Source organism: Mesorhizobium sp. M1409, assembly GCF_040317535.1.
Lineage (GTDB): Bacteria > Pseudomonadota > Alphaproteobacteria > Rhizobiales > Rhizobiaceae > Mesorhizobium.
The window spans coordinates 116,243-130,645 of record NZ_JAMYKV010000003.1; the positions used below are offsets into that span (position 1 = coordinate 116,243).

Below are 14,403 nucleotides of genomic sequence, written 5' to 3' on the forward strand. Positions count from 1 at the left end.
ACTGGAGCGGGTATGATTCGTCTCATTGGCTATTTTTTCGGCATCGGCACGACGCTGGCCCTTCTGGTCGCGGCGGGCGTTGCCATCTACATCGGCCATTTGTCGAAGGATTTGCCCGACTACGAGGTGCTGGCCAAATACGAGCCGCCGGTGACCACCCGCATCCATTCGTCGGATGGCGCGCTGATGGCCGAATATGCCCGTGAACGGCGCCTGTATCTGCCGATCCAGGCCATACCGGATCGCGTCAAGGCGGCCTTCCTGTCGGCGGAAGACAAGAACTTCTACAACCACCCCGGCATCGACGTGACCGGCCTCGGCCGCGCCATCATCGTCAACCTGCAGAATCTCGGCTCGGGCAGGCGTCAGGTCGGCGCCTCGACGATCACCCAGCAGGTGGCGAAGAACTTCCTGTTGTCCTCGGACCAGACCTACGAGCGCAAGATCAAGGAGATGATCCTCGCCTTCCGCATCGAGCAGGCCTATCCCAAGGATCGTATTCTCGAACTCTACCTCAACGAAATCTTCTTCGGCTTCGGCGCCTATGGCGTCGCCGGCGCCGCGCTGACCTATTTTGACAAGTCGGTCAACGAGCTGAGCGTGGCCGAGGCCGCCTATCTGGCTTCCCTGCCGAAGGGCCCGAACAACTACCACCCCTTCAAGCATGCCGATCGCGCGCTGGAGCGCCGCAACTGGGTCATCGACCAGATGGTCGAGAACGGCTACGTCACGCGTGAGGAAGGTGCCAACGCCAAGGCCGAGCCGCTGGGCGTGAAGCCGCGCCGCAACGGCAGCTATCTGTTCGCCGGCGAGTACTTCACCGAAGAGGTGCGCCGCCAGATCATCGCCCGTTATGGCGAGAATGCGCTTTACGAAGGCGGCCTTTCCGTCCGCACCACACTCGATCCGAAGATCCAGCTCATAGCCCGCAAGTCGATGCAGAACGGGTTGATGAAATACGACACCCTGCGCGGTTATCGCGGGCCGGTGACGTCAATCGACGTGTCCGGCGACTGGGGCGTGCCGCTGGGCAGCGTCAAGGGGCTGGAGGATGTTCCCGAATGGTCGCTCGCCGTCGTGCTCGACAGTTCCGCGACCGGCTTGTCGATCGGCTTGCAGCCCGCGCGCCAGGCGTCGGGCGAGATCGTCAAGGAACGCGTCGAAGGCACCGTCAGCAAGGAAGACATGGGTTTTGCCATGCGCCATGTGGTCGACGGCAAGACCGTCAAGGCCAAGTCGCCGGCGGAGGTGTTGAAGCCGGGCGACGTCATCTTCGTGCAGAAGAACGACGGCTCCGATGGCGCCTACAGCCTGCGCCAGGTTCCCGAGGTGGAGGGCGGCCTGATCGCAATGGATCCGCATACCGGCCGTGTGCTGGCCATGGTCGGCGGCTTCTCCTACGCGCAGTCCGAATTCAACCGCGCGACGCAAGCCATGCGCCAGCCAGGCTCCTCGTTCAAGCCGATCGTCTATTCGGCGGCTCTCGACAATGGCTATACGCCGGCCTCGGTGATCATGGATGGGCCGATCACCATCCAGAGCGGCAACACGACCTGGACGCCGAAGAATTACGACGGCACCGTCGCTGGCCCGGCGACCCTGCGCTCCGGCATCGAGAAGTCGCGCAACCTGATGACGGTGCGGCTTGCCAACGACATGGGCATGAAGCTTGTCGTCGAATATGCCGAGCGCTTTGGCGTCTACGACCACCTGGCGCCGTATCTGCCGATGGCGCTGGGCTCCGGTGAAACGACGGTGATGCGTATGGTGTCGGCCTATTCGATCATGGCCAATGGCGGCAAGTCGATCAAACCATCGCTCATCGACCGTATCCAGGACCGCTACGGCAAGACGGTGTTCAAGCAGGACGAACGTGGCTGCCAGGGCTGCAATGCGCCCGAATGGCAGAACCAGCCTGAGCCGGAACTGGTCGACAATTCCGAGCAGGTGCTCGATCCGATGACCGCCTACCAGATCACCTCGATGATGGAAGGCGTCGTGCAGCGCGGCACCGGCGCCACCATCGGCGAACTCGGCCGCCACATCGCTGGCAAGACCGGAACGACCAACGACGAAAAGGACGCCTGGTTCATCGGTTACACGCCCAACCTCGTCGTCGGTCTCTACATGGGCTACGACACGCCGCGCGGCCTTGGCCATGGCGCCACCGGTGGTGGTCTCGCGGCACCTATCTTCAAGGACTTCATGCGGGTGGCGCTGGACGGCACGCCCAATGTCGACTTCAAGGTCCCGGACGGCATGAGTCTGGTCGCCATCAATCGCAAGACCGGCATGCGCGCCGCATCGGGTGATCCCGGCACCATCATCGAAGCCTTCAAGCCGGGTACCGGTCCCGCCGACAGCTATTGGGTGATCGGCATGGGCGCCGATGGCTCCAATGCCACGGGTGGCGCGCTGTCGCCGCAGGCCAATCAAGCCATCCAGTCCGGCGGCGGCGGCCTCTACTGACGATTTTCAGGAGCGGATGGGCTGGCCTTGCGCCAGCCCATTTTGCTTTACAGCCGGCGGCGGCCTCCCTATGTATCGCCGACCAATTTCAGCAAACAGGACAGAACAGCCAGCCATGCGCGCGGAAACGCAGAACATTGTCGACGAGATCAGGCAGGCGATCACCCTGCTGAGGAGGCATCTTTGACTGGGATCAGGCCATAAAGCGGCTTGAATACCTCAATGTGCGCGCCGAGGACGCCAGCCTCTGGAACGAACCGCTGGAAGCGCAGAAGCTGATGCGCGAACGCCAGGGCCTCGAGGAGGGCATCGCCTCGGTGAGAGGCCTGACGCAGGCGCTGGAAGACAATATCGGCCTGATCGAGCTCGGCGAGGAAGAGCGCGACGAGAGCGTCATCGCCGAAGCCGAAGCCGCGCTCCGTTCGATGCAGGGCGAAGCGAAGGCCCGCCAGGTCGAGACGCTGCTGTCGGGTGAAGCCGACGCGAACGACACTTATCTCGAAATCCATGCCGGCGCCGGCGGCACCGAAAGCCAGGATTGGGCCTCGATGCTGCTGCGCATGTACACGCGCTGGGCCGAGCGGCGCCGCTTCAAGGTCGAGGTGCTGGAAGTGCATGACGGCGAAGAAGCCGGCATCAAGTCCGCCACGTTGATGATCAAGGGCCACAATGCCTATGGCTGGATGAAGACGGAATCGGGCGTCCATCGCCTAGTGCGTATTTCGCCCTATGACAGCAATGCGCGCCGCCATACGTCCTTCGCCAGCGTCTGGGTCTATCCGGTCATCGACGACACGATCGAGATCGACGTTTCCGAATCCGATGTCCGCATCGACACCTATCGCTCGTCCGGCTCCGGCGGCCAGCACGTCAACACCACCGATTCGGCGGTGCGTATCACCCACCTTGCGACCGGCATCGCTGTCGCCTGCCAGGCCGAACGTTCGCAGCACAAGAACAAGGCCAAGGCCTGGGAAATGCTGCGATCGCGCCTCTACGAGGAAGAGCTGAAGAAGCGCGAGGCGGTTGCAAACGCCACCGAAGCGTCGAAGAGCGATATCGGCTGGGGTCACCAGATCCGCTCCTATGTGCTGCAGCCCTATCAGTTGGTGAAGGATCTTCGCACCGGCGTCGAGAGCACCAACCCGTCGAGCGTGCTCGATGGCGACCTCGATGATTTCATGGAAGCCTCGTTATCGCAGCGCATCGAAGGTGGTGCGGGTGAAGCCGTGGCGGACCTGGACTAAGGCTATGCTCATATTAAGGTGAGGCCGGCCTGCAAACGGCGGCTTCCTGCGCTTCCGGTGCTCACGGACCCGAATGTCCGCTCCGCTCCGGTTCTCGGAACCCACCATTTTCGACTCGGCCTGACCTGAATCTGAGCATACCCTTCGCACCTTAGCGACGGAGGAGAGAATGACTCGCAAGCTCACTGGAAAGTGCTTTTGCGGCGCGGTTCACTACGAAGTCGCGGACGAATTCATCTATGCCGCGAATTGCCATTGTTCGAACTGCCGCCGCACCACCGGTTCGGCCTTCAAGCCTTTCGCCGGCATCGAACGTGACAAGTTTGCTCTCACCGCGGGGCACGACCAGCTCCTGATCTTCGGTGACCAAAGCGGCCATGACGCGCATTGCGGCCGGTGCGGCTCATTGCTCTATTCGCTCGTCCGCGACGGCGCTTTCGTCCACGTCGCCATGGGAACCCTTGTCGACGATCCGGCCATCCGCCCGACCGCGCACATCTTCGTTGGCTCGAAGGCCGGCTGGTTCACCATCGCCGACGGCCTGCCGCAATATCAAGAGCATGTGATTGCCGATCGGCCATAGGCCGGAACCACAGCGCACCAATCCCGTTTAGTCGATACCTGTTTGCCGGGAGTTGATTTCAGCGGTCGATAGCGGATGGTTGGTTGGCATGCGCCGCGATGCTCGTGAACGCAGCAATTTCTTGCGCCGACTCACATTTGCGCTCACCATCACGGCATTGAGGGGAGACAAAAAGCATTTATGGCCGGGCGCGGCATATCTGCAAGCTGACGATCTGGCCGCTGGGAAGACACGTTCCGGGAACGGGCAAGCGAAATGCTTGATGCTCGTTTGAAAGGAACGCGTCCATGTCTGCTGCCACATCCAGATCGGCCCATGCCGTTCAACCGGCTGGCCGACTTTTGTTTTCCCTCGCAATCGGCGCGATCGCAATGCTGACGGCACCTGCCTTCGCGCATGACGCCACACCGACAGCGGCAAAGCCACAAGGCTGGAGTTACCCATTCGCATGCTGCGCCAACTATGATTGTCGTACGACCCATACTGGCGAAGTGTTGGAAAAACCCGAGGGTTATGTCATCGCCGGCACGGGTGAGGTTGTTCCCATGAGCGACAAGCGCGTCAAGGACAGCCCGGACGGTGAGTTCCACTGGTGCGCGCATCAGGCCGGTCTCGACGCCGGCAAGACAATCTGCCTGTTCGTGCCGCCGCGCTCTTATTGACGACACGACATCCGCGGTCGCGTGTAACGCGTGTAACGGGGCAGGCTGGCGTCTTGCCGGACCTTGTCTATGCCCGCAGACCGGGCATTCGCGGTTCGGTGGATGCATGATGACAGGCAGTTGTCAGGAGCACCTCTTTATGTTGCCTTTGCCGCTTAGGTGGCGGGCAATGGAGAGGAACTCGTTGATGACCATCAAGGCAAGCTGTCATTGCAAGGCGACGACGTTCGAGGTTTCGCAGGCACCGCGGACCGTGACGCAATGCACCTGTTCGTTCTGCTCGAAACGTGGCTCGCTCTGGGCATACTACATTCCATCGCAATTCAAGCTCACCAGCCCGATGGAGAACGTTTCTTTCTACCGATGGGGGTCGAAGACCGTAAAGCATGGGTTTTGCGCCACCTGCGGCTGCGGCACCTTCACGGAAACGCCGGACTGGTCGAAGGGCGAGCCGGATTTCGATAATCCCAAGATCAGCGTCAATTCGCGGCTGTTCGATGATTTCGATCTGGATAAAGTCGAAGTGGTGGTCATCGATGGCAAGAATCTCTGGTAGCCTTCAGGCCATCCCAGTGCGGCGATGCGGCGCCTTCGACGGGGTATTGGTCCCCGGAAAAGCCGTGGGCGGCGTTTTTGCCGTTCCGCTTTTCGCCGCAATTCATGGTACAAGTCGCCGCAAGGGCTGATTTGGCGCCACCGCAAGGCGTGACTTGGAGAGGGACCATCCTATGAAAAAGACTGTGCTCGTCGTCGTGGCGACGGCTGTGCTCGTGAGTGCCTGCACCACCACTGATCCGTATACAGGCGACCAGAAGATTTCCAACACCGCTGCCGGCGCTGGCCTTGGCGCCTTGGCGGGTGCCAGCCTTGGCCTGCTTGCCGGCGGCAATGACCGCCGCAACGCGCTGATCGGCGCGGGCATCGGTGCGCTCGCCGGCGGTGCCATCGGCGCCACCATGGACCAGAACGAAGCCGAACTGCGCCGGCAACTCGAGGGTACCGGCGTCAGTGTCACCCGTAGCGGTGACCAGATCATCCTCAACATGCCCTCCGATATTACCTTCAACTCAGATCAGGACGCTGTGAAGCCCGGCTTCTACCAGGTGCTGAACTCGGTCGCGCTGGTGCTGAAGAAGTTCAAGCAGACCACGGTCGATGTGTTCGGCCACACCGATTCGACTGGTGGGGATCAGCACAATTTCGACCTGTCCCAGCGGCGCGCCCTGGCGGTCGCCAACTATCTGTCTGGCCAGGGCGTCGATCAGCGCCGCTTCGCGGTCACCGGCTTCGGCAAGACGCGTCCGGTCGCATCCAACGCGACGGCCGAAGGCCGTGCCCAGAACCGCCGCGTCGAAATCCAGTTGTCGCCGCTTACCTGATCTGTTCGGCGAGGGAATGCGAAACGGCCCCGCGTTGGGGCCGTTTCTGTTCGAGCTGTTATGGGCGCTCTCCGGATCAGCACCGGAATATTAGTTGTTGCTAAATAAAAACTTCCCCGCAACCACGGAAAGGAATACCATCGTCGCCGTTCCGTAGGGGATGAGGCGGTGTAACTGGCCGCGCAATCAGCATTTTTCCCGCCTCGGGTCTTGCACGGCCAGATGAGAAAATCTGGGAGGAATGCATGCCAAGAACAGCCAGCCTTGGGCGCTGCGGCGTCCTTACTTTAACAAGCCTGATGAGCGCATGGTTGGGCCTAGCCACGGCTCGGGCCGAGGACGTCAACAAGGCCGACATAGATGCCTTGAAAAAGTCGCTGGCCAAATATGAGGACTACACCGCAGCCGTCCGCGACCTCTATCTGTCGACAGTCGGCTGCGTCTACTACAGCGGAGAAAAGATAGCGGGTGCGATGGATTACCCGAAAGGCGCCATGGGTATCCATTTCGTCAACGTCCCGAGTATTGGCCAAAAACTCGACCCGATGCACCCCAATGTGCTGATTTACGAACCGACCAAGAAGGGCTTGCACCTGGTGGGCGTGGAATGGCTGGTGCCTCTGACACCAGACATCAAGGAACCCCCGAAGCTTTTCGGCCAAACCTTCATGGGACCGATGGAGGGGCACTATCCGCTCATCCCGCGGGAGTTCGTGCACTACGATCTTCACGCCTGGCTGACGGACAACCCGAACGGGATGTTCAGTCCGACGAACCCGAACGTGAAATGCAGCAAGGCCGAATTTCCGATGCTGGAGAAACCGACCAAGATGATGCCTGGACCGATGTAAAGGGCGAGCCAGGCTGGCTAGCGCGCGTGAACTCATAAACGGGCATGCTTGGATCAGACATTTAGTCTGCCTCCGAGGCGAAAGCGGCCATTCTAGGCTACCGTTGCCATGTCGGCCGCCAGCAAGCCCTAATTCTAAGGGCAAGCCCGTCAGGACTCTCATCAGGGAGGATACAATGATAAAGCGGGCGCGCATCTGGGCGATATCGGCTTCGTGCGTCCTTTGGCTTTTTACACTGCCCGCCCAGGCGAGCCACTTAGGTGATCTTGTCAGGAACGGCGACGTCGCGGCGGTGACTTCCGCCTTGGACAAAGGCGCCGCGATTAACGAAATTGACGGCGTTACGGCGCTCTACATCGCCTGCGAAGGCGGAAATGTCGAGTTAGCCAAACTTCTGATCAATCGTGGCGCGGACGTCAACCTGCCCGTCAGCTGGCAAAGAACGCCACTCTACGCCGCCAACAAGGCTGGGCACGCCGAGATCGTGAAGCTGTTGCTCGACAATGGGGCCGATCCAAATCGGGTGGCGAAAGCGCAGACGCCGCTGCACGTGGCTGCCGAAAATGGCTGCCTTCAGTGCGTCATCCATCTTGTGGACGCCGGGGCAGAGGTCAACGCACTGACATCAAATGGAAATCCGCCCATACATTTGGCCAAGCTCAGGGGTCACGACGACGTCGTGGCTTACTTGCGCAGTCATGGCGCCGGACGACCGGCCATTGCGTCGATTTCGGCTCGACTTGCATCGGCAAGCGCTGAATCGGGCAAGGAAATTTTCGACGGAACGTGCGGGGCCTGTCATCTTGCATCACCGAGCCTCAAGATTCCCAAACGGGTCAATCTGTGGGGCGTCGTAGGGCGGCCGAAGGCCTCACAAAGCGATGTCCCGTATTCGTCAGCCATAAAGGAAGCCGGCGGCACTTGGACCTTTGAGGACCTCAATTCTTTTATCTCAAATCCGGCATTCGCTTTGCCCGGAACAGATATGATTTTCCCGGGTCTGCGGGACGAGAAGCAGCGAGCAGACCTCATCGCTTACCTGCGGACCTTGAGTGACACACCAATGCCGCTTCCCGACAATTGATTGCCCCTGTCTGGCGGGTACTGTGATCCGCAACCAGCGATCGGAGCCGTCAGGCATCCTGCGCGTGAGCGCACCAATTCTGTTCGGTCCGGATTTCCTCATGCCGGTAATCGCCGATTACATGCGGACCCATCCTCGGGTCGAGGTTGACCTCCAGCTTTCCGACGGATTTGTCGATCTCGGTGCCGAGGGCCTCGATTTGACGATACGAATCGGCCACTTGCCGGATTCCGGCTGGCAGGCGAAATGCCTGGGTGCTTTACGGCGCGTCGTATTCGGCGCACCTTCCAGCCGGCTGGTCGTTTTCGCAAACGGCTACTTTTGCGCGTCCAAAAAGACGCGCAGCGCCGTCGTATCAGACCTTGGCGACGATCTTCATGAAGGCCGGCATGTCATCGCCAAAGCCGACGGTCGAATCGTTGTCTTCCTGATGGCGTTGGCGGGCAGGGCGGTTGCTGTCGCGCTGCGGCCTGGTGTCGCCGCGTTCCGGTGCGCGCTGCTCGTTGCGATCGGATGATTTGCGCTCGGTGTTTTCCGACCGGATCGCTTCCTTGCGCGAGCGGCGTTCGCCGATGTCGGCGACCGCGGCCTCGGCTGGCGGCTGATCCTCGCGTACCGTTTCCGGTGCCGCTTCTTCGCTGTGCCTGGCGTGGCGTTCGCGTGGTTTGCGCTCGCCGCCCTTTTCCCTGCGATCATGGTCCTTGCGGTCGTCGTCCTTGCGGCCGGCACGGCGCGGCGCGCCTTTGCCGCGGCGCGGAGCATCGTCCTCGCCTTCGCTGGCGACCACTGTCGACAGGTCGCCGTCATGCCACTCGATCTTGTTGCCGATCAGCCGCTCAATGGCGTCGATGTACTTGGTGTCCGACTTGGTCGCGATGGTGAAGGATTTTCCAGAGCGCCCGGCGCGTCCGGTGCGGCCGATGCGGTGAACGTAGTCCTCGGCATGGATCGGCACGTCGTAATTGAAGACGTGGCTGACATCGGGGATGTCGAGACCGCGCGCGGCGACGTCGGAGGCGACCAGGTAACGCAGCTTGCCGTCGCGGAAATTGGCCAGCATCTGCATGCGCGCGCGCTGGTCCATGTCGCCATGCAGCGCACCGGCGTCGAAATCATACTTCAGCAGCGAGCGGAACAGCTCCGCCACCTCGACCTTACGGTTGCAGAAGATGATGGCGTTCTTCAGCTCCGCATCTTCGGCCTTGATCAGGTTGCGCAAGGTCTCGCGCTTGTCCCATGGTTTGGAGCCGGACTTGACCAGGCGCTGGATGATGTTGGTCGCCGCGGACGCGGCCTTGGAAACCTCGACGCGCACCGGCGCATGCAGGAACTTTTCGGTGAGCTTGGTGATCTCCGGCGGCATCGTCGCCGAGAAGAACAGCGTCTGCCTGGTGAACGGGATCATCTCGCAGATGCGCTCGATGTCGGGGATGAAGCCCATGTCGAGCATGCGGTCCGCTTCGTCGATGACGAGGATCTCGACGCCGTTGAGCAACAGCTTGCCGCGCTCGCGGTGGTCGAGCAGGCGGCCGGGCGTCGCGATCAGCACGTCGGCGCCGCGCTCCAGCTTCTTGTCCTGCTCATCGAACGACACGCCGCCGATCAAAAGCGCGATGTTGAGCTTGTGGTTCTTGCCGTATCTGATGAAATTCTCTTCGACCTGTGCGGCGAGCTCGCGCGTCGGCTCCAGGATCAGCGTGCGCGGCATGCGGGCACGAGCCCGGCCTTTTTCGAGGCGGGTCAGCATTGGCAGCACAAAGGAAGCCGTTTTGCCGGTGCCAGTCTGGGCGATGCCCAGAATATCCTTGCCGAGAAGCGCGTGCGGGATGGCACCAGCCTGGATCGGTGTCGGCTGCGTGTAGCCGGCATCGGTGACTGCGGAAAGAACCTTCGGCGACAGGCCGAGGTCTGAAAAGGTCAACGCTTCTGGAGCGGTCGTGGTGTCTGAGGACAATTGTTGTTGTCTTTGGCTGGTTCGGGGAAGCGCAACGGCGTCTAACGACGTCTGTCGCGGCAAGCGCCACGCGCCTGCAAGATTGGTATTGCAATTAGGAGCAAGCCCTCGATTTGTCAACAGAAACGGCCGTGATTGGCGCGATTGTGAAGTTGTAACCTTAATCGGGATACTTAACCCCCGTGCAGTTCGCCGCGCCGGCTCAGTAACGGAACTGTTCGGCGAGGATGCGTTCGTTCCAGGAATGGTTGGGATCGAACAGCAACGTCGCCGTCGCTGTTGGCGATTCCCTGACCGTGACCGAGGTCACCGCCTTGACTTCCGTATGGTCGGCGGCGGCGTTCACGGGCCGTTTTTCCGGCTCGAGAATGTCGAAGCGCACGGTCGCCTTGTTGGAGAGCAGCGCGCCGCGCCCGCGGCGCGGGCGAAACGGGCTGACCGGGGTCAGCGCCAGCAATGGCGCATCGAGCGGCAGGATCGGCCCGTGCGCGGAGAGATTGTAGGCGGTGGACCCGGCCGGCGTCGCGATCATCACGCCGTCGCAGCTCAGTTCCTCGAGCCGTATTTGCTCGTCGACGGTGATCCGGATCTTGGCCGTCTGGTAGGACTGCCGCCACAGCGCCACTTCGTTGATCGCCAGCGCCGAAAGCGTTTCGCCTTCCGAGGTTTCGGCCAGCATTTCCAGCGGGCGGATCGTTTCGGCGACCGCGGCCGCGATCCGCTCGGTGAGCCCGCCGAACCGGTACTCGTTCATCAGGAAACCGATGGTGCCACGGTTCATGCCGTAGACCTTCTTGCCGGTCCCCATCGTGTCGCGCAGGGTCTGCAGCAGGAAGCCGTCACCACCGAGCGCGACGACGATCCCGGCATCCTCGACGGAGGACTGGCCATAGCGCGCCGACAGGCTTTCCAGCGCCGCCTTGGCGTCAGCGGTGTCGGACGAGACGAAGGCGATGCGGCTGGCGGCTGTGCTCATGGCTTCCCGATGACGACCCATTGGCGGCGGCCGGTTACCGGGACGCGCCAGCGCCGGGGTAGCATGGGCGGGCCGTGTCTGCAAAGAGAGCCGCGCGCGTCGAGGCGACCGCGGAGCGGCGGAATGCGGCTTGCCGTTCGCGCATCATGTCAAAGGCTACGCGAATGTGATGGTTAAGACCGGCTTTAAACTCTCGTAAAGCCGGACCGGTCATGTTAGCCGGCATTGGTTGGGTGGCGTGGGGCTAGCCAGTCGAGGCCGACATATTGCCGGTAACACGCCTGATCATCGTATTTCTGATGCTGGGAAGCTTCGCGCTTCTCTTTGCCGAACTGGTGCGCCAGTCCGAAGAGACGAGCTTCCGACCTCAGCCCACGGCGTCGCGCTGTGGCGATGCCGCCGGGGCGCCATGCCCGCAAAGGGCGCTGTAACTCGGACCTGACTTGGCGAGGCGTGTCGTTTCTGGCTGGAAGCGAAACCGGCTGCGGGCGTTCCAACCGCTGCGCCAACGGATCGCCGGACCGAGTAGCGCGTGCTGATCGAGGAAATCACGCTCAACTCAGCTATGAACCCTTCCGCAGATGGCAGCCGGCTTGCCGCTTCTGTTCCAGATACTCGTCGACAAGCTGGTGGTAGCGCACCTTGCCGAAGCTTGGGAAATGGCCGCCATGCACGACCGAGACATCGAGGTCGCGCAGGCGAATGAGCGACGCCATGTAGTCTGATATGTCCGAGTGATAGACATCGTCGATCAGCGGGCCGTCATAGATGATGTCGCCGGATAACAGGATGCCCGTCCTGTTTTCGTAGAGCGCGATGCCGCCGGGTGAATGGCCGGGCGTGTGGATCACCTCGAAGGCACGGTCGCCGAGATCGACGACATCGCCATGGTTGAGCAAGCGGCCGGCGGGTGCGGGCAGAATGCCGTAGCGCGCCGTGTCCCAGCCTCGCGGCATGCCATCGAACATCTCGTCGGTCGCGTAGGTGCCGGCGGCCGTCCATTCGTTGCGCGGATCGGCGAGGATTTGAGCCTCGGCCGCGTGCACACAGCGATCGGGAAATTCGTGGTGGCAGCCGATATGGTCGAAATGCGTGTGGCTGGCGACGCAGATGAGCTTGCGCTCGCTCACCAGCGGCACGTGACGCCGGAGGCTGAAATGGCCAAGCCCGGTGTCGAACAGGAGGTCGCGGTCGCGGCCGCGCACATGCCACATATTGCAGCGGAAGAACGGCTTGATCCACGGCTCATGGATCAGCGTCACGCCATCGCTCATGCGGATGGTCTCGTACCAGTCGGGAGCGTCGATGAGCGGAAGCGTACCCATGTTCAATCCGTCAGCAGGACGATCTGGTCGGTATCGCAGGAAATCGCGACCGTGTCGCCCGGCTGGACGGTCGCTGTAGCGGGCAACTTGGCGATGAATTGCACCGAGGGATCTTCGATGGAAGCCGCAAGCACGCGCTTGAAGCTGCCCTGGAAGACGACATCGCTCACCTTGGCGGAGCCGAGCTGTACGGTGCCTACGGCCATGCCGAGGACAAGATGCTCCGGCCGTATGGCCAGCGCAACGGCGGAGCCCGCCGGCAACGCGCTGGGCAGTGAAACCGGCCCGACCGGCGTCGCAACAGTGCTTGTCAGGTCCCCGGCCTCCGCGACTGTGCCGGCAAGGATCGTGCTTTCGCCCATGAAGGTCGCGGAAAAGCGCGTCGCCGGCCGCGCATAGACGCGCTCGGGCGGGCCTTCGTCCTCGATGCGCCCGTCATTCATCACCACGCAATGGTCGGCCAGCGCCATCGCTTCTTCCTGGTCGTGGGTGACATGGATGAAGGCGGTGCCGACGCGCTTCTGGATCGCCTTCAATTCATCCTGCATCTGCCGGCGCAATTTGAGGTCGAGCGCGCCGAGCGGCTCGTCGAGCAGAAGCACCGCCGGCTCGATCACCAGCGCACGCGCCAGGGCCACGCGCTGCCGCTGGCCGCCGGAAAGCTGATGCGGTTTCTTGTCGAAGGCTGCGGCCAGTCCAACCAGCGCCAGCGCCTCGCGTGCCTTTGCCGCCCGGGTCGTGCCGTCGACACCCTGCATGCGCAGGCCGAAACCGACATTGCCGCCGACGCTCATATGCGGAAACAGCGCGTAGTCCTGGAACACCGTCGTCGTCGGGCGCTTGGCCGGCGGCACGGACGTGCAGTCCTCGCCACGGATGAACACCTTGCCTTCGCTGGGCGTGACGAAGCCGCCCAGAATGGACAGCAGCGTCGTCTTGCCGGAGCCCGAGGGTCCGAGCAGGATGGTGTAGCTGCCGGGCTCGATCTGCAACGACACATTCTTCAGCACGGTTTGCTGGCCGAAGCGGTGCGAGACGGAGCGGATATCGACCAAAGGCGCGGTCATGCCTTTCTCCTTCGCAGCAATGTCAGTTCGAACAGCACCACCAGCACGATGGAGACCGCGAAGACCAGCGAGCCGACCGCGTTGGTCTTGGGATTGAGGCCGGAGCGCAGCAGGTTCCAGATTTCAACAGGCAGCGTGGTGTCGAAGCGGGTGAGCAGGAAGGAGATCACGAACTCGTCCCACGAGAAGGTCATCGACAGGAAGAAACCGGCGAAGATGGCAGGCGCCATGACCGGCACGGTGATCAGCAGCAGCACCTTCCATTCCGGCGCGCCGAGGTCGCGCGCGGCGCGCTCGATGTTGATCTGGTGGTCGCCCATCTGGCTGTAGATGATGGCAAAGCACAGCGGCAGGTTGATCACGACATGGCCGATGCCGACGGCCAGCAGCGACTTCGGCACGCCGGCCCAGTTGAACAGCACCAGGAGCCCCATGCCGATGATGAGGTAGCTGACCGTCAGCGGCAGGGTGATCAGCCCGCGCAGCAGGCCGGAGCCGGGCAGGACGAAGCGCGCAAAACCCCAGGCGGAGAGGAAGCCGAGCGTGACGGCGGCGAGCGACGAGATGGACGCGACCAGCAGCGAATTGACCAGCGCCGAGGTCAGCCTGACGTCGGAGAGAGCCGAGGTCAGCCTGACGTCGGAGAGAACCGCGTCGTACCAGCGCAGCGACGGGCCGGTGAAGGGCGGGATCGGAAACGACGTCGCCTGCAGCGAAAACAGCACCAGCACGATCACGGGCAGGAAGATGAAGCCGTAGATCAGGACGGCGTAGAGCCAGGAGGCGATGCGGACGATCCTGCGCAT

General features: G+C 62.2%; 13 protein-coding genes and 1 pseudogene. 9 read left to right on the forward strand and 5 right to left on the reverse strand.

Going from position 1 to position 14,403, the window contains the following annotated elements; translation table 11 throughout:
- Positions 1 to 12 precede the first annotated feature (12 nt).
- From NKG99_RS03605 to NKG99_RS03645, 9 genes and pseudogenes are all read left to right on the forward strand, one after another.
- The gene (locus NKG99_RS03605) at positions 13 to 2,469 is read left to right on the forward strand and encodes a penicillin-binding protein 1A (protein ID WP_352864236.1); all 2,457 of its coding nucleotides are present in this window, start codon (positions 13 to 15) and stop codon (positions 2,467 to 2,469) included.
- A 115-nt stretch (positions 2,470 to 2,584) separates the two neighbouring features.
- Positions 2,585 to 3,716, forward strand: a protein-coding gene (prfB, locus tag NKG99_RS03610) for a peptide chain release factor 2 (RefSeq protein ID WP_352864238.1) whose coding sequence is annotated in 2 segments (ribosomal slippage) — positions 2,585 to 2,650 and positions 2,652 to 3,716 — 1,131 coding nt in all. Because the reading frame shifts where the segments join, the coding sequence is not laid out codon by codon here.
- 169 nt (positions 3,717 to 3,885) lie between these two features.
- Positions 3,886 to 4,299 carry a GFA family protein gene (locus NKG99_RS03615; protein ID WP_352864241.1) on the forward strand — a complete coding sequence of 138 codons (414 nt, stop codon included), beginning with the start codon at positions 3,886 to 3,888 and terminating at the stop codon, positions 4,297 to 4,299.
- A 287-nt stretch (positions 4,300 to 4,586) separates the two neighbouring features.
- Entirely contained in the window at positions 4,587 to 4,961 is a 375-nt protein-coding gene (locus NKG99_RS03620) for a hypothetical protein (RefSeq protein WP_352864243.1), read from the forward strand.
- Between the two features lie 187 nt (positions 4,962 to 5,148).
- Entirely contained in the window at positions 5,149 to 5,517 is a 369-nt protein-coding gene (locus NKG99_RS03625) for a GFA family protein (protein ID WP_352864245.1), read from the forward strand.
- 172 nt (positions 5,518 to 5,689) lie between these two features.
- Positions 5,690 to 6,340: a YiaD family glycine zipper/OmpA-like lipoprotein gene (locus NKG99_RS03630; RefSeq protein WP_013531371.1), complete on the forward strand. Its 651-nt coding sequence runs from the start codon at positions 5,690 to 5,692 to the stop codon at positions 6,338 to 6,340.
- Positions 6,341 to 6,585: 245 nt separating this feature from the next.
- Positions 6,586 to 7,191, forward strand: a complete 606-nt coding sequence (locus NKG99_RS03635) for a hypothetical protein (RefSeq protein WP_352864248.1) — start codon at positions 6,586 to 6,588, stop codon at positions 7,189 to 7,191.
- A gap of 175 nt (positions 7,192 to 7,366) precedes the next feature.
- Positions 7,367 to 8,275 (forward strand): ankyrin repeat domain-containing protein, encoded by a 909-nt coding sequence (locus tag NKG99_RS03640; protein WP_352864251.1) that lies wholly within the window; start codon positions 7,367 to 7,369, stop codon positions 8,273 to 8,275.
- Between the two features lie 100 nt (positions 8,276 to 8,375).
- Positions 8,376 to 8,513: pseudogene (locus tag NKG99_RS03645) on the forward strand (LysR substrate-binding domain-containing protein); the annotation flags it as partial.
- Positions 8,514 to 8,630: 117 nt separating this feature from the next.
- Here the strand turns inward: NKG99_RS03645 and NKG99_RS03650 are convergent.
- The 5 genes from NKG99_RS03650 to NKG99_RS03670 all read right to left on the reverse strand — a co-directional run bounded on the left by NKG99_RS03650 (position 8,631) and on the right by NKG99_RS03670 (position 14,403).
- Positions 8,631 to 10,229: a DEAD/DEAH box helicase gene (locus NKG99_RS03650; protein WP_352864254.1), complete on the reverse strand. Its 1,599-nt coding sequence runs from the start codon at positions 10,227 to 10,229 to the stop codon at positions 8,631 to 8,633.
- Positions 10,230 to 10,431: 202 nt separating this feature from the next.
- Positions 10,432 to 11,205, reverse strand: coding sequence for an NAD kinase (locus tag NKG99_RS03655; protein ID WP_352864256.1), 774 nt, complete (start codon positions 11,203 to 11,205; stop codon positions 10,432 to 10,434).
- Positions 11,206 to 11,768: 563 nt separating this feature from the next.
- Positions 11,769 to 12,530, reverse strand: coding sequence for an MBL fold metallo-hydrolase (locus tag NKG99_RS03660; RefSeq protein ID WP_352864259.1), 762 nt, complete (start codon positions 12,528 to 12,530; stop codon positions 11,769 to 11,771).
- A gap of 2 nt (positions 12,531 to 12,532) precedes the next feature.
- On the reverse strand, positions 12,533 to 13,597 hold the full coding sequence (locus tag NKG99_RS03665) for an ABC transporter ATP-binding protein (RefSeq protein ID WP_352864262.1): 1,065 nt from the start codon (positions 13,595 to 13,597) through the stop codon (positions 12,533 to 12,535).
- Complete coding sequence (locus NKG99_RS03670; RefSeq protein WP_352864264.1) at positions 13,594 to 14,403, reverse strand: ABC transporter permease; 810 nt, start codon at positions 14,401 to 14,403, stop codon at positions 13,594 to 13,596. The genes NKG99_RS03665 and NKG99_RS03670 overlap by 4 nt, the downstream gene beginning before the upstream one ends.

Excerpts from the sequence above, each read along its gene's own strand:
- NKG99_RS03630 (WP_013531371.1), top strand. The coding sequence starts at position 5,690 with ATGAAAAAGACTGTGCTCGTCGTCGTGGCGACGGCTGTGCTCGTGAGT.
- NKG99_RS03660 (WP_352864259.1), bottom strand. The coding sequence starts at position 12,530 with ATGGGTACGCTTCCGCTCATCGACGCTCCCGACTGGTACGAGACCATC.
- NKG99_RS03640 (WP_352864251.1), top strand. The coding sequence starts at position 7,367 with ATGATAAAGCGGGCGCGCATCTGGGCGATATCGGCTTCGTGCGTCCTT.
- NKG99_RS03670 (WP_352864264.1), bottom strand. The coding sequence starts at position 14,403 with ATGCGCAGGATCGTCCGCATCGCCTCCTGGCTCTACGCCGTCCTGATC.
- NKG99_RS03635 (WP_352864248.1), top strand. The coding sequence starts at position 6,586 with ATGCCAAGAACAGCCAGCCTTGGGCGCTGCGGCGTCCTTACTTTAACA.
- NKG99_RS03615 (WP_352864241.1), top strand. The coding sequence starts at position 3,886 with ATGACTCGCAAGCTCACTGGAAAGTGCTTTTGCGGCGCGGTTCACTAC.
- NKG99_RS03665 (WP_352864262.1), bottom strand. The coding sequence starts at position 13,597 with ATGACCGCGCCTTTGGTCGATATCCGCTCCGTCTCGCACCGCTTCGGC.
- NKG99_RS03605 (WP_352864236.1), top strand. The coding sequence starts at position 13 with ATGATTCGTCTCATTGGCTATTTTTTCGGCATCGGCACGACGCTGGCC.
- NKG99_RS03620 (WP_352864243.1), top strand. The coding sequence starts at position 4,587 with ATGTCTGCTGCCACATCCAGATCGGCCCATGCCGTTCAACCGGCTGGC.
- NKG99_RS03655 (WP_352864256.1), bottom strand. The coding sequence starts at position 11,205 with ATGAGCACAGCCGCCAGCCGCATCGCCTTCGTCTCGTCCGACACCGCT.
- NKG99_RS03625 (WP_352864245.1), top strand. The coding sequence starts at position 5,149 with ATGACCATCAAGGCAAGCTGTCATTGCAAGGCGACGACGTTCGAGGTT.